Genomic DNA, 14,527 nt, shown 5'->3' with positions numbered 1-14,527 from the left:
CCCCTATCCGGCGCCATGGGACTAGAAGCGCTCAGGGCGAATGAGTGCGTAGATGAGGTAGGCGGTGAGGAAGATCGTCACGCCGCCACCGAGAATATAATCCAGAAGCATGGGTGTCTCTCCGATCAAAGGCTGTCGCAGGCTTTGGTGTAAGCGATGCACAGCACAAAAAATAAAGCACCGATCCCGATAAGAAGAATGTCCATCATCGATCGTTATCCTTGGTTGTTTTTGTGGAACGTCGAAAGAACTGAGCCGGCCTCCGAAAGGCGCCTTTCTTCTTCCTGGCGTGGAGACGATCACTCGATTGTCTCGCGGCTTTATATGCGACCGAACCGCATTAAGGTTCGAGAGGACGCCAGGGGGAAAGATATAAAGATTTTATAAATGCCGCGCCGGAGGGGCTGCTTCTCGAACATGCCGAAAGCGACGCAAAGCTGCCCGAAAATCGCTCCGCCATGCGCTCGCTTCGAGGGTTTTTCGCCACGAAATCAATGAATGCGCGTGTCTTGGCCGGCCATAATTTGCGGTTTGCACAATAGAGCGAGATCGATCCGGCGTCCACATACCAAGACGTGGCCCGTCTTATAAGCGTTCTGTCTTCAAGATGCTTCAATGCGTCGGGAACCGCGGTCCATATTAGGCCGAGCCCAAGTAAAGCCGCATCTACCATGGCGGTGGGATCGTTCACGAATCCTCTCCCGCAGTTCAGCGGCCATTTCCACCCCGGCTGCATCGCGCATTGGCGCCGGCCAGATCAAGTTTCCCGGAGGCCGTTACCGGCCCTCAATCTGGTGAAGCTCGACTGATCGAATGAATGGGAAGGCCGCGGTTCACGCGATCTTCCGAAAGATTTGAGCTGACATCCCTATCGCCTATGCGCTAATTGCAGCCATTGCCTAGGGAAGACGAGCGTGAACGAGAAAATAGCAGTGATCGGCCTTGGCTATGTCGGATTGCCCGTTGCAATCGCGCTGGCCGCCAGATTCCCCGACGTGGTCGGCTTCGACATCAAGGAGGCGCGCGTCAAAGCGCTTGCAAAGGGCGAGGACGCGACACGCGAAGTTCCTGCCTCGCGGCTTCGCGAGACGACCCTTCGGCTGACGAGCGATCTGAAGGACCTCGAAGACTGCACAGTCTTCATCGTCGCCGTTCCGACCCCGATCGACAAGAACCGCCAGCCGGATCTGCGCCCGATGATCGCGGCCTCGCGTACGGTCGGCGCGGTGATGAAAAAAGGCAGCGTCGTCGTCTATGAATCGACCGTCTTTCCAGGTGTTACCGAGGACATCTGCGGGCCCGTGCTTGCGGAGGTCTCGGGCCTGACGCAGGGCGTCGATTTCAATCTCGGCTATTCGCCTGAGCGCATCAATCCTGGAGATCGCGAACATACCTTCGAGCGCATCGTCAAGGTCGTTGCTGGAGATACGCCGGAAACGCTCGATAGGATCGCGGCAATTTACGGCGCCGTCGTTCCTGCCGGAATTCACCGGGCACCGGCCATCAAGGTGGCTGAAGCCGCCAAGGTTATCGAAAATACCCAGCGCGATCTCAACATCGCCTTGATGAACGAGCTTTCCATCATCTTCGAGAAGATGGATATCCGCACGGCCGATGTATTGAAGGCGGCTCGGACCAAATGGAATTTCCTGCCGTTCACGCCTGGGCTCGTCGGCGGCCACTGCATCGGTGTCGATCCCTATTATCTGACGGCAAAGGCCGAGGAGCTCGGATACCATCCCGAGGTCATCCTCTCCGGTCGCCGGATCAACGACGGCATGGGTAGCTTCATCGCGCAGAAGCTCATCAAGATGCTGGTTGCAGCCAACAGGCCGATCAACGGCGCTCGCATCGGCATATTTGGGCTGACGTTCAAGGAAAACGTTCCGGACCTCAGAAACAGTCGCGTGCCGGACATTATCCGCGAGCTGCATCAATTCGGGCTCACCCCGCTGGTTCACGACCCCATGGCCAACCCATGCGAGGCGGAAGAAGAATACGGCGTGCACTTTACCGAGCTCGCCGACTTTCCGTCGCTGGATGCAATCGTGCTGGCCGTTCCGCATCAGCAGTACCTTGTTGAAGATGCGCAGGGCATTCTGGGGTTTCTAGAGCCCGGCGGCGTGATCGTGGATGTGAAGGCGGCGTTGGATCTCGGCAATCCGGGGCTCACCGGTCACGCGGTGTGGAGCCTTTGATCACGCCCTCGGATTGTCTTTCAGGAAAGCCCGTACCGTCTGCCTCAGGCCTTCGTCCACCGAGTAAGGCGGTGTCCATCCGGTAGCACTGCGCGTATCGCTGATATCAACCTGCAGCGAGCCGAGCAGGCGTCGCGCGGCTGCGCCCTTTCCGGCGGCCCGCGCCACCGCTTCCAGCAGGCGCGGTGAGATAGGAAAAATCCTGACAGGACGACCCATGCCTTCCGCGAGCTTGCGCAACAATTCTGCGATGGAGAGGTCGCGCCCGTCGCTCACCAGGAATATGCGATTGGCGGCGCCGTCGCTCTCAGCGCAGACAAGAATCAAATCGGCGAGATTCTTGACGAACACCAGTGAGCGCTTGTTGGCAACCCGTCCGAGCGGCAGGGGCACGCCGCGCCGGACCCAAGCCATCATGCTGGCAAAATTGGCTTTGACGCCGGGCCCATAGACGAGCGGCGGCCGGATGATGACGATTTCCATTCCCGTTTGGGTTCCGAGTTGAACCAGAGCCCGCTCCGCCTCCCATTTCGATAGGCCATAGGGATCCCCCGGCTGCGGAATGTCGTGTGAAGTGAACGGTTTGCCGGGATTTGTTGATTCGCCGTTCACCTTGATGGAGCTCAGGAAGACGAAGCGCCTGGCTCCTGCGGCCGCGGCCTGACGGGCCAGGTTGAGCGTCGCATCCACGTTGACGGCGCGGAAAGCTGCAAGAGGATCCGTCGCGACGTCGTTCATGACGTGGACGCGGGCGGCAAGATGGACAACGGTCGTCACGCCGATGAGACCTGAGGCCCAGTCGGTCGTCCCGTCGATCTCACCCGACATGTGGAAACCCTTTCGCGGCGCCCGGCTTGTCGGCAGATACGCGATCTGCCGGCGGTCAAGCTCTTCGCAGAGTGCCTGCCCGACGAAGCCGGTCGCCCCTGTCACCAATATCATGCGACGTCCATTCGATTGAGTAGCGCTTCAGCTCTTACGTGGCCGCAACCTCAAGTGCAATCTCGGACCATGCTTGAGGAAAAGCGATCCTTTGCGATTGTGAAAGACGGCGCAATGTGAGATTTGACCCAGACGTCAGTTAACCTGCAGAGCCGTAGCGCGCGACAACAGAAACATGTCCGAGAAAATGTCATATTCGATCGCCAAGCGCGTTTTCGATCTTCTTGTCGTCGGTGTTGCCGCTGTGGTCCTTCTCATCCCCGTCATTTTTATCGCGGCGGCGGTCAAGGTCACGTCTCCAGGGCCTGCTCTTTATTGGTCCGATCGCGTTGGCCGGAGCAATCGCATTTTCCGCATGCCGAAATTCCGTAGCATGCGGACAGACACGCCCGCGGTCGCAACCCATCTTCTCGGCGATCCCAGGTCCTACCTCACGCCGATCGGCTCATTTCTGAGGCGGTCCAGCTTGGACGAATTGCCCCAGCTTTGGTGCATCCTCAGGGGCGACATGAGCCTGGTCGGTCCGCGGCCGGCCCTCTTCAATCAGCAGGACCTGATCGAGCTGCGCACGGCGCGCGGCGTCGAGGCGCTGCTACCCGGACTGACGGGTTGGGCGCAGATCAACGGCCGCGACGAATTGCCCATTCCGGTCAAAGTGAAACTGGATGAAGAATATCTGACACGACGATCCTTCATGTTCGATTTTCGCATACTGTTACTGACGGCGTTAAAAGTTGTGCGCGGTGACGGTGTAGACCATTGACCGCTATTGGTGTTAACGGCAGCTATAACAGCGACGCATAAGTTCATGAGGGAGTTGGACTTTTCTTCAGCCCGTCTTCATGTGCTGCCACTAGGAACGTCACCGGATCATACTCAGGCGCTTTCCAAGCATGACGCGCGGCTGGAGCGAAAGGACCGAAGCAATTGTTGCCAAACAAACCGCATGCTGAAGATATGCCCCCGAAAACAACCCCGGTCGTTTCGATGAGGACCATGGGCCTGCCGCTGACGCTGCTCGGATGCGTGCTATGGCTACTTGTCGCGTCGCCGGTTTTCGTCGAAAGCGATACTTACCGTTACGCGTCGGCGATCCTCGCCATCATTGCGCTCGTCCACTATCTGAAGATGGAAGATCGGCCGCGGACCAATTTGCTCGGTTGGCTATGCATGGGCTGGGGTCTTTATGTCGTGGTGCGGTTCGCAGCCATATATTTCATGACGCCAGGTCACGATCTTGGAGCATCCGACTGGCTCTTCGCCTTCCCCTTCTTTTTCCCTATACTTGGCGTCGCGTTTGGCCTCTATGAGGCGCAATTTGAAAGAATTGTCGCCGCGTTTTTCGTCGTGGCCGTGGTGATGTTGGTCACAACGACGCATTTCCAACTGATTTTTGCTGGCGAAACCGTCAAGCCGCTGATCATGAACAACCAGATTCACGGCGCGGTCGCCTGCGGACTGATCCTCATTTCGGCCTCCTTCTGGCTGCTGCACTACATGACGAACAAGTCGAGCAATCCGGCCTTTGCCCGGTTTGCCTATTTTGCGGCGCCGCTGATCATCATTGTCTGCTTTATCGCTATCTATGGCGCCAAATCCAAGGGCGTGTGGCTCGCGCTGATCGTGACCCTGCCGATCGTGGGGCTCGTCGCGCTGACCTATCTCCGACGGAAAATGGGCGTTGTCATCATCGTCTGTGCGGCCGCCCTATTGTTAGCAGGGATCTATACGGTCCGGCATAATCTGAACAAGACCGCCGGCCCGACCGTTACCGCTGCCATCACGATGCTGGAGGGCATCGATGACGGCCGGGACGTCAGCGGGGTTGTTGCCGGGGCAATCGCATCCACCGCAACGCCCTTCTCGATGGATGAGCGCTTGCAGCTCTGGTACAATGCCGGAGAGCTGATCTCCGCCGCGCCATGGTTCGGCTGGGAAAATCAGTGGCTGGAGCGATGGCACCAGACGCGCTACGCGAATGTTCAATACACGCTGCTCCACAACGGTTATCTTGAAATGCTGGTCCGCTTCGGTGCATTCGGCGCATTCGTCATGACGACGATTCTCGCTTCGCTGGTGGTTTCGGTGTGGCGCGCTTTTCGATCAGGGCTCATCCCGAGAGCGGTACTCCATACTTATGCGCTCGGCCTGCTATTTTTCGCGTTTACGCTGCTGAGCAATTCCAACAATCGCCTGGCGATCGGCGAGAGCCTTGCGCTCTTGAGTTCTGCGTTTGCGTGTTGGTGCAACATGCGGATCAACTTGAAGCCGACGATCGCGCATGAATCGACGTCGCCGCATCTGACTGCGGCAAAGCAGGACTAGCCTTGGCCCACTCGATCACGAACGGCATGCCTGAAAATAGTTCTCCAGCACGACATCGACGGCGGCGATCGCCAATGCCTCTGCCTCAGGCTTTACCGCGCCGGCTCGGACGCCGGAGTACAGCCCCCGCAGATACTGGCTGATCATCGTCTCCGGTATCGTCACGCTCTGGAGAACGGCGAACAGCGTTTCCACTGCGGCGGCAATTTCCGGGTGCGGCCAATAGTACCGCATCCGGTCACTGTAGGAGAAATGCCGCTGCAGATGCCGTTCCTCAGGAACCCCGTGATAATATTTCTCCCAGTTCTTGGGGTCGTCCAGCATCACGCGCTCGATGACGGAGGCGAGTGTCTCGGAACGCTTGTTTGGAAATAGAAATGCCGCAATTAGATCAAGGCCATAGAGAGCTTCCCTGAGAGAAAACGTCAAGCTGGGGCCGACTTTCAAGATGGCGAATCCGTCTGATACCAGCGAGCGTAGCGCATCCCGTGTCTGATAGTCCGTCGAGTGTGCCTCAAACACCAGGCCGCGCAGATTGGCAAGGCTTGCGCCCAGTGCGCGGGCCCGTGCCGGGATATAGGCGATAACGTTGTGATTTCCGAATTCGACGCCTGGCTGGACCACGGCCCCAACCACGCGGTCAAAAGCATCTGAAACACCGGCGCGCCGAAAGGCGTCGCGGTGGACACGGATGGTCTCAAGCGCGGCTTCGGGGCTGGTGATTTCCAGCTCGCCCAGTTCCTCCATCGCACCACCCGGGATCGGGACTTCCGTTCCGACGATATAGGCCGGCATGACTTTTCCCTGGCCGCGAAGCACTGTTTCGGCGGCGGCGGCCAGTCGGGCCGCACGGGAAGCGGTAACAGCATCCGACAGTGCCACCGGCTCGCCCAGGCAGCCCATGCTGGTGTCGAGGTGCAGTTTCGTGAAGCCTGCCGCCGCGAATGCTTCGATCATGACCACTGCCTGTTCCATCGCCTCTTCTGCAGGCAGATGTTTCCAGGGATTGGGGCCCAGATGATCGCCGCCGAGGATGATTTTCGATGTTGGAAAGCCGGTCTTGTCAGTCAGCCGCTCGACGAATTCCCGGAAATCGGCTGGCGTCATTCCGGTATAGCCGCCATCCTGGTTGACCTGGTTGCATGTGGCTTCGATCAAAAGATGGCTGTCGGCCTTAAGGGCATGGAGCATGGCCGCTTCGATGACGATCGGATGGGCCGAGCAGATGGAAGGAATGCCTTGGAACCCGGGGCGGCCGCGCCAGGAGGCGATGTCGAGCAGGTAGTTGTGCGTCATCGGGGTCATACCTTCTGCGAAACGAGGAAGGCGTCGAGCTCAGCGCGCGTGGAAGCGCCTTCCATCGGACCTGCCTTGGTGACGGCTCTTGCGCCGCAGGCATTGGCGTAGAGAAGAGCCTGTTCCGGCTCCGCGCCGTTCAGCCAGAAAGTGACGAAGGCGGCGCCGAAACAGTCGCCGGCACCCGTTGGATCAACTTCTTCGACCGCGAAACCGGGACTTGTGAGTGTGCGTGTCTGATCGAAATAGGTGGCGCCGACAGAACCTTGCTTGACGACGACCGCCTTGATTCCAGTAGCGAGCAATTCCTTGACCGCATCTTTTTCGTCGGTCGCCTCGGTGAACAGATAGAGTTCGGCGCCGCTTGGGAGGAAAAGGTCTGTCTGGGCAATGACTGCCTTCAGCGCCTCTCGCATACCCGGAGCATTCAATATCTCCGGTCGCAGATTGGGATCGAAGGAAACGGTGCCGCCCTTCGACTTGATGATCCGGATAGCCGCAAGAATACTGTCGACGACGCTTGGGGCGTAGAGGGACGTGCCCATGACGTGAAGGTGGGTGCATTCCTCAGCGAGGCGGGCGGCATTGCCGGTGAGTTCGATCGTGCCGCAGGCACTGTGGCGAATGTTGAAAACGAACGCCCGGCTGCCATCCTCGCGATAGCGCACGAAGGCGCTGCCAGTCGTGCCCTGCGGAACGATGTCGATACCGGATACGTCGACATTGTCCGCCCTCAGTCGGTCGACGTTGAGGTGGCCGAAATCATCATCGCCCACACGCGAGATGATGGCGCAGTCCTGGCCGAGCTTGCCGACCTGGTCGATGAAAATCGCCGGCGCCCCCGAAGGGAACGGACCAATCAGCGAGACCGGCGCGCGGAACCCGTTTCCTCGCTCGGTAGCGATAATTTCAACCAGGATTTCGCCGATCGTAAGTATCTTGCTCATGACCCGTTATTTCCGATTTTTTTGTTTTGCGCGCAACAATGACGCCGCCACATTCAAGCAACGGCACCAAACACCAAATAACTTTGCGCGTGTCAACTTTAAAAATACAGCAGTGAAAGTCTAGAGCCTAGAGCTCTTGGCTTCTGTGCCGCCGACCCTTGCCGATATTGGGCAGGAATACCGTCAGCAGCCCGAGCAACGGCAGGTAGGAGCAGAGGCGATAGACGAACTCGATGCCCATATGGTCGGCAACAACCCCGAGGCCGGCTGCACCTATGCCACCGATGCCGAATGCAAAGCCGAAGAACAATCCGGCAATCATCCCCACACGCCCCGGAACCAGCTCCTGCGCGAAGACGACGATGGCGGAGAAGGCCGAGGCGAGGATGACGCCGATCACGAAGGTCAGCGCGACCGTCCAGGTGTAATCGGCATAGGGGAGCGCCAGGGTGAACGGCAGGGCGCCGAGGATCGAGAACCAGATCACGAACTTGGTTCCGAACCAATCGACGACGGGACCGCCGGCCACGGTTCCGACGGCGACTGCGCCCAGGAATACGAACAGCAGAACTTGCGCGTGTTGGACGGACACCCCGAAGCGCTCGATCATGTAGAAGGTGTAATAGCTCGACAGGCTTGTCATGTAGACGTATTTCGAGAACACCAGCAGCGCCAGCACGGCGATGGCCTTCATGACAGTCTTGCGCGGGAGGGCGACTGACGTCGCTACCGATTTGCGCCTGCCTCTGGCTGCGCCGTGTCGCGCATACCACATGCCCACGCGCCACAGCACCGTCATCCCCAATAATGCCACGAGCGAGAACCACGCGACGCTGGTCTGCCCGCGCGGCAGGACGATGAATGCCGCAAGCAATGGCCCCATGGCCGATCCGAAATTGCCGCCGACCTGAAACAGAGATTGCGCCAGCCCATGCCGCCCGCCCGAGGCCAGCCGGGCAACGCGGGACGATTCGGGATGGAAGACTGCGGATCCAAGGCCTACCACGCCGGCGCCGATCAGCAAGACCCAATAGGCGTGAGCGAATGCCAGCAGCAGCAGCCCGATGAGCGTGAAGCCCATCCCCACCGTCAGCGAATAGGGCAGGGGCCGCTTATCGGTGTAAATTCCGATCAACGGCTGAAGCAGCGATGCCGTCACCTGAAAGACCAGGCCGAGAAATCCGATCTGCGTGAAATCGAGCCCGTAACTCTGCTTGATCATGGGATAAAGCGCCGGAATTAGCGATTGCATCGTGTCGTTGAGCAGATGGCAGAAGCTGACCGCCATGATGATGGCGAAGACAGTCTCTTCGGCCGATTGCTTTTCCAGGCTCATTGCACTGTTGGTCACGTTCATACTCCGTCTGTCAACGCCTCTCGATAGGCCGCTTGTCTCCGCCTTGCTTTCGTGTTTTGGTCCATTTCTTTCGCAAGTGGGCCAAACCATGCTCAATCGGTCGAAACGTGTTCCTGCCGACACACCCGAACGTCACAATAAGCGGCTGAGGGCGATCGAGGCTTCGACCGGCCCGATCTATGCGATGCCGAGCCACTATCCCGCCGGTGATTTCGTGGAGTGGCACAGCCATAGCCGACCGCAGCTGCTCTATGCTCGCACCGGCGTTGTGATGGTCACCTCGACCCAGGGGCGCTGGATGGTGCCGCCGGAGCACGCGCTGTGGATACCGGCTGGAATTGAACACTCCGTCGATATTCTGGGCGAGGTCAACATGCTGTCGGTTTACGTGGCGCAGGATGCGCTTCCGGCCTTTCCCAATGTGGCGCGTGTCGTCGCCATCACCGATCTTGCCCGTGCGCTGATCGTCGAGGCCGCGGCGCCCCGGCCCGACGGTGCGTCGACCGGACGGATCGACCTGATAATGCCTTTGCTGCTCGACGTGATATCGACGCTGCCGGATCGCTCGCTTGGGCTGCCCTTTCCCGAGGAGCCCCGGCTGGCTGCGCTTTGCAGCCGGTTTCTGGCGAAGCCGTCTCCACACCTCGTCATCGACGATTGGGCAAGGGAACTCTCCATGAGCCGGCGCACCTTCACCCGGGCTTTCCACCGCGAGACCGGCCTCAGCCTCTCGATCTGGCGCCAGCAGGCATGCCTTTTCGCCGCCCTCCCGCGCCTTGCCGGTGGTGAGCCTGTTACATCGGTCGCGCTTGACCTCGGCTATGAAAGCATCGCCGCCTTCACCACCATGTTCAAGCGCATGCTCGGCGTCGCTCCGCGCGCCTATTTTGGCGGCAGGGCTTCAGCTCAATGATCGACGACGCGACCGTCAGCCGGATCGGCCCAGCGGGTGTTGGGCACCACGGAGAACCAGCCAGGTCGCGCCTGATCGCGGTCATAGAGGAGCCACCCAGGAATTTGTAGAGCTCGGCATATTTGCCGAGCTTGTCGCGGTCGATCTCGACGCCGAGACCGGGTCCCGTCGGAACGGCAATGGCCCCGTTCTTGTATTGCATCGGCCCGCCGATGATGATGTCGTCGACGAGCTGATGGTAATGTGCGTCGGCGGTGAAGACGAGGTTTGGCAGCACCGCGCCAAGATGGAGCATCGTCGCGAGCTGGATGCCAAGTTTCTGAGGAATGAACGGCAATGCCAAGCTGAAACGCTTCACAGATGCCTGCCACCTTGATGCAAGGGCGGATGCCGCCCCAAAAGGTCGTGTCGAGCAGGATCACGTCGCATGCGGGATTGAGTACGTTGGTTGCCAACTGTTCGAAATTGATGACGACGGTGTTCGTCGCCAACGGCATCGAAGCGTTCTCGCGCACCCGCCGCATGCCGTTCAATCCCCAGTTTGGATCCTCGAAGTAGTCGTTGTTCAGATCCTCGATGCCTTTGGCAAAGCGGATGGCCTCTTCGACGCCGAATGCTCCATTCGGGTCGTGACGAACGGAATCTGTGCCGACATCGCGCGAAACCTTTTCATCGGCCGCGAGCCGTTGAAATGGGCCTTCGGAGGTTTCGGGATCATGGATCAGCGCCGCATGCGCGAAGAGAGCGTCAAGGCAATCGCCGATGTCGATCTGCATTTGCGCTCGCCGGACGCGCTTGTCGGCGAGCTCTCGGGCGGACAGAAGCAGGGCGTCGCGATTGCGCGCGCCATGCATTTCAAATCCAAGGTCCTCATCCTCGACGAGCCGACCAATCATCTCTCCGTCAAGGAAACCAACAAGGTCATCGGCTTCGTTCGGGGCCTGAAGGCGCAGGGACTGACGGGCATCTTCATCTCCCACAACATGCAGCACGTCTTCCAATCCTGCGACCGGATCGTCGCCATGGCGCGCGGAGAGATCGTCTTCGATCGGCCCACGGCCGAAACGTCGATCGACGAAGTTCACGAGCTGTTGTGAACTCGAAACGAGCCGAGGTTACGCGTCGAAGTCGAGCGTAACCTCGGTCGCCTTATGACCCGCCGGCAGCAGCGGCTGGCGCAGACGTGTGCCGAGCTTCCGCTTGAAACCGAGGACGTTGTGCAGAAAGCTCCTGGCGTAAAGGCCCGGCCCGCTCGAATAAATGCGCCAGCCGCCGTCGACCGCGACATCGCCCGATTTAACGCGGCCCCACTCGGCTGCCGCCTGATAACGATCATGGAAGGCGGCGTCGCTGCTGCTGAAATAAGTGTTGCGCTGGCGAAGCGAGGCGTTAAGCAGCCGGTCGGACACGGCGATCGGGTTGGCCAGCGACAGCGCCTTCCAGACCGCTTCCGCGTCGCCATCGATCGCCAGCGCCTCGCAATAACGCAGATGCGCGTGCACATACATCAGCCCGATTTCGCGACCGAAGAAGGATGACGATTCTGCCCGCCGGAAAAGCGTCTCGGGTCCGCCGGAATATCGTGCCGGCCTTTCCATCAGCCTGACGCCATCGGGAAACAGCAGATTGTCGTTGATGAGCTTCATGTGATCACGTCTCTGCTCGGGCGTGAAAAGCCCGCCGAGCATCGCCTGCGTCATCGAGATCAACGAGTAGTGGAGGCCGGTCCGGTGATCCTCGGGGTGAAGCAGGAGTTCGACGTCGTCATGGCCGGGATCGAAGAGACCGTAGCCGGCGACGATCCCGTCGCGAACGAGGAACCGGTTGAAATCCGCCCGCATCGCCTCCGCGCTCTCGGCAAGCGCCTTTGCCTCGGCCGCCTCTCCCCGATGGTCCATGATCGCGGAGTAGCGGACAATCTGCTCATAAAGCAGCGCGACAGTCCAGCTGCTAACCATCCAGTCGCGCAAATGAGGATCTGCGGGCTGAAGGGAGTCGTTCCAGTCTCCTTCGCCGTAACGGATAAGGCTGGTGCCGGGAATGAACCGGTCGCGCACGGTCTCCAGCAGCTTCTCGACATGTGCGGCAATCGTCGCGGTTTCCGGCGTTTTCTCAGTCGTCTCGTCGTCACGCCACGATGCTGCCTCGTCCAGGAAGGCGAAATCGCCCGTTGCTTCGATATAGTCGCAGAGCGCTTTCAGCGGCCAGACGACAATATCGCCATGGCTTTCGCTCGACCGAATATTCGAATAGGGCTCCAGCATGAACCACTGCGGCCAGTCGCCCCGGTCCCGATACTGCTCGGCAAAGACAATCGCCAGAAGCTGTTTCACCTCGGCGTCATGCTCATAGGCGAGCAGGAATTCGACCGGTCCCTGGCAAGCATCGCGTGTGCCCCATGCAGCACCGGTATATTGCTCGAGACCGTGCGGTACGCTGAGGTGCACGATTGCGTCGTGGGCAAACCAAGGCAAAATGGTCGCCTGTGCGGCGATGTCCGCGCCCTTGCCGTCAAGCTCGAGACTGCGCGTGACATGGCGCCAGAAGCGTGTTGCCGACGCCATCATAAGCTCTTCCTTCACGCCGCTTTCATAGCGCTCCGCGAGCCGCTCGCCCTCGGACGCGTCTGTCATCGAACCCACGACGGCGAAGCTAAGCCTGTTTGCAGGGTTGGACTTGAACGCGACAAACGCGCCGCTACGCGCGATACCATCGCCATAGAGAAGTTCATCCCCGCCGATGGCCTCGATGGCATCAGGAGTGGAGGTGACCAGATGATAGGCGGCGTCGGGAAAGCGTTCGCCCCAGAGCCAGCCGGGATCCGGCCGGAATGAGATGCGCTTACGCGCGGCGTCGAACTCTATCCTGCCGCTCGTCTCGAACTCGCGCTCGCCGAGTACGATGTGGCCGAAAACCAGAAAGTGGCAGGGAGCGCCATCGACAGCGATGGTCCACTGCATTGCCGGGTCCTCGCCCGAGGCGACCGATGTCACGGCAATTGTCCGATCGGCGAGCCGGTAGAGCCAGCGGCAGTCACTGAGCCCCATTTCGAAAATAGAGGGAACGCCCAGCAGCTGCCAGCCTTGACCTGCGTCGACCAGAATGCGCAGGCCGCTTGACCGCGTCAGGTTGTAGGGATCGCGCGATACCGAGAACAGTTTGTGGAACGAGGTATTACCGATCGTCAGCTGCGCGGCGAATATTCCCTGCATCCAGCAGGTCGCAGCCAGCGTGTGGTTGTCCGGCATCATGTTACCGCCGCTGCGCACCAACGCGCCATGACGCCGCGCGACGGCGCGTTCCTTTTCAAGCAATACGACATGGCGGTTTTGAAAACCATCTCGCACGAAGAAGGAAAGCAGCTGGCCGTCGACACGCTCTTCCAGTTCCCGCTCGGGGTAGAGACGGGCGATTGTCGCCCCGTCGGGCGATAGGGCCGCTGCGAGAGGCGCATCCTGCAGCAGACCGCGAACCGGTGTATTCTCGGCAATGTCGGCATCGTTCAGTTCGTCGGCGAAATGGGACACTAGATCGAGGCGAGACAGGTCGGCATCGCTCGATGCCTCGGGATGGTCGAGGACGGGCAGGCCGAAGAATGTCACCTTGCTGGGTGCGCCCGGTTGCAAGGAAAGCGGCATCGACTGGATCGTAGGGCACGCCAACTCATGCTGCCGCCGCGCACTTGGCAGACTGGAGCCAAAATCGGGCACCAGCTGGCCATCGCTGGCTGCAAGGCTCACAAGCTGGATGGCATCCGTTGAATAGGCAGCCGCGCCTTCGATGCAACCCTGCGCGAGCCAGGGGTTTCGCGCGCCGCTCTGTTTGAGGTTTTGCCGGTTCATGACGACGGGGCCGAACGCCGGATGAAGGGCCATGTGGTGGTCGACATATTGCGAGGCATAGGCCTCGCTTCCCATCAGGAAACCCTGGTCGCCAAGACCGATATCCTGAAGCAGCACAAGGTCGGCGGAAATAGCCTCCGTCGTTCTGTTCTCCAGCGATACTCGCCAGAACCATATCGGCTCGGTCGGATGCAGTTGCAACCGCACGCTATGCCGAACGCCCTGCGTTTCTCCACTCCACGAGAAGCTGGTCGCACCATGGCCAAAATCCACCTTCGCCCTCGGGCCGACAATCTCGCTGACAAGCGGCTCGGAGCCACCGATCCTAAGATAGAGCCGTCCTATCCCGCCGTAGACGGGCGACCCCAATACCTGGTTGATCATGACGGTGCCGTGCTGATCGCCATGCTCGATCGCAAAGAGCGTGCCGTTCGGCAACACTGTTATCGATAGCCCGGTATCATTGGCAATCGAAAGCAGGCCGAGATTTTCGCGGCGGGGGGTCTGGAAGTGGCGATTGGGTTCGGAAGACATGGCTGACATCCCCGTTGATTCACGTTGGCTGGTACTAGAGCATATGAGGGCGCCCGATCATAGGATGTCACGCGGGTGAGCAGGACCGGCAAATTCCGGAGTTCATATTCGATGAATTGTCCGGCGCCCCGACGACCGCCGAGTGATTGGTGGCTGGCGGTATGCCGCAAAAT

The 14,527-nt window shown here is 59.8% G+C and carries 11 protein-coding genes and 2 pseudogenes; 5 read left to right on the top strand and 8 right to left on the bottom strand.

The annotated features are described in order from the left end of the window. Positions 1–21: 21 nt before the first annotated feature. Together kdpF and CPY51_RS32330 are read right to left on the bottom strand one after the other, a co-directional pair. Positions 22–111, bottom strand: coding sequence for a K(+)-transporting ATPase subunit F (kdpF, locus tag CPY51_RS20085; protein ID WP_007691771.1), 90 nt, complete (start codon positions 109–111; stop codon positions 22–24). Between the two features lie 229 nt (positions 112–340). Continuing rightward, complete coding sequence (locus CPY51_RS32330) at positions 341–691, bottom strand: type 2 periplasmic-binding domain-containing protein (protein WP_146260148.1); 351 nt, start codon at positions 689–691, stop codon at positions 341–343. A 223-nt stretch (positions 692–914) separates the two neighbouring features. Here CPY51_RS32330 and CPY51_RS20080 point away from each other — a divergent pair, with 223 nt between their 5' ends. Then, entirely contained in the window at positions 915–2,198 is a 1,284-nt protein-coding gene (locus CPY51_RS20080) for a nucleotide sugar dehydrogenase (RefSeq protein WP_111162009.1), read from the top strand. On the opposite strand, the gene CPY51_RS20075 is transcribed toward CPY51_RS20080, so the two are convergent. Next, positions 2,199–3,140, bottom strand: coding sequence for a UDP-glucose 4-epimerase family protein (locus tag CPY51_RS20075; RefSeq protein WP_111162008.1), 942 nt, complete (start codon positions 3,138–3,140; stop codon positions 2,199–2,201). A 187-nt stretch (positions 3,141–3,327) separates the two neighbouring features. Between CPY51_RS20075 and CPY51_RS20070 the strand changes: the two genes are divergently transcribed. Both CPY51_RS20070 and CPY51_RS20065 read left to right on the top strand, forming a co-directional pair. Further along, positions 3,328–3,903 (top strand): sugar transferase, encoded by a 576-nt coding sequence (locus tag CPY51_RS20070; RefSeq protein ID WP_111162007.1) that lies wholly within the window; start codon positions 3,328–3,330, stop codon positions 3,901–3,903. A gap of 194 nt (positions 3,904–4,097) precedes the next feature. Beyond that, positions 4,098–5,465 carry an O-antigen ligase family protein gene (locus tag CPY51_RS20065; RefSeq protein WP_111162006.1) on the top strand — a complete coding sequence of 456 codons (1,368 nt, stop codon included), beginning with the start codon at positions 4,098–4,100 and terminating at the stop codon, positions 5,463–5,465. A 15-nt stretch (positions 5,466–5,480) separates the two neighbouring features. Here the strand turns inward: CPY51_RS20065 and CPY51_RS20060 are convergent, their stop codons facing one another. The 3 genes from CPY51_RS20060 to CPY51_RS20050 form a co-directional block, all read right to left on the bottom strand. After that, a complete protein-coding gene (locus tag CPY51_RS20060) occupies positions 5,481–6,761 on the bottom strand; it encodes a D-tagatose-bisphosphate aldolase, class II, non-catalytic subunit (protein WP_111162064.1) in 1,281 nt (426 codons plus the stop codon). Between the two features lie 5 nt (positions 6,762–6,766). Beyond that, entirely contained in the window at positions 6,767–7,708 is a 942-nt protein-coding gene (locus CPY51_RS20055) for a tagatose kinase (RefSeq protein WP_111162005.1), read from the bottom strand. A 127-nt stretch (positions 7,709–7,835) separates the two neighbouring features. Beyond that, on the bottom strand, positions 7,836–9,044 hold the full coding sequence (locus tag CPY51_RS20050) for an MFS transporter (protein ID WP_111162004.1): 1,209 nt from the start codon (positions 9,042–9,044) through the stop codon (positions 7,836–7,838). A gap of 109 nt (positions 9,045–9,153) precedes the next feature. Between CPY51_RS20050 and CPY51_RS20045 the strand changes: the two genes are divergently transcribed. Further along, positions 9,154–9,978 carry an AraC family transcriptional regulator gene (locus CPY51_RS20045; RefSeq protein ID WP_244598735.1) on the top strand — a complete coding sequence of 275 codons (825 nt, stop codon included), beginning with the start codon at positions 9,154–9,156 and terminating at the stop codon, positions 9,976–9,978. On the opposite strand, the pseudogene CPY51_RS33940 reads toward CPY51_RS20045, so the two are convergent. Then, positions 9,917–10,700, bottom strand: a pseudogene (locus tag CPY51_RS33940) (enolase C-terminal domain-like protein). The gene CPY51_RS20045 and the pseudogene CPY51_RS33940 overlap by 62 nt on opposite strands. Here CPY51_RS33940 and CPY51_RS20035 point away from each other — a divergent pair. Further along, a pseudogene (locus CPY51_RS20035) lies at positions 10,632–11,075 on the top strand (ATP-binding cassette domain-containing protein); the annotation flags it as partial. The pseudogenes CPY51_RS33940 and CPY51_RS20035 sit on opposite strands and share 69 nt — an antisense overlap. An 18-nt stretch (positions 11,076–11,093) precedes the next feature. Here the strand turns inward: CPY51_RS20035 and CPY51_RS20030 are convergent. Continuing rightward, on the bottom strand, positions 11,094–14,354 hold the full coding sequence (locus tag CPY51_RS20030) for a GH36-type glycosyl hydrolase domain-containing protein (protein ID WP_111162002.1): 3,261 nt from the start codon (positions 14,352–14,354) through the stop codon (positions 11,094–11,096). Between the last annotated feature and the right edge of the window lie 173 nt (positions 14,355–14,527).

This window comes from Arminella tubonensis (assembly GCF_003240585.1).
In the GTDB taxonomy this organism is placed as follows: domain Bacteria; phylum Pseudomonadota; class Alphaproteobacteria; order Rhizobiales; family Rhizobiaceae; genus Rhizobium; species Rhizobium tubonense.
Note: the sequence above shows the minus strand (reverse complement) of the source record. Positions and strands in the feature narration are given on the sequence as shown.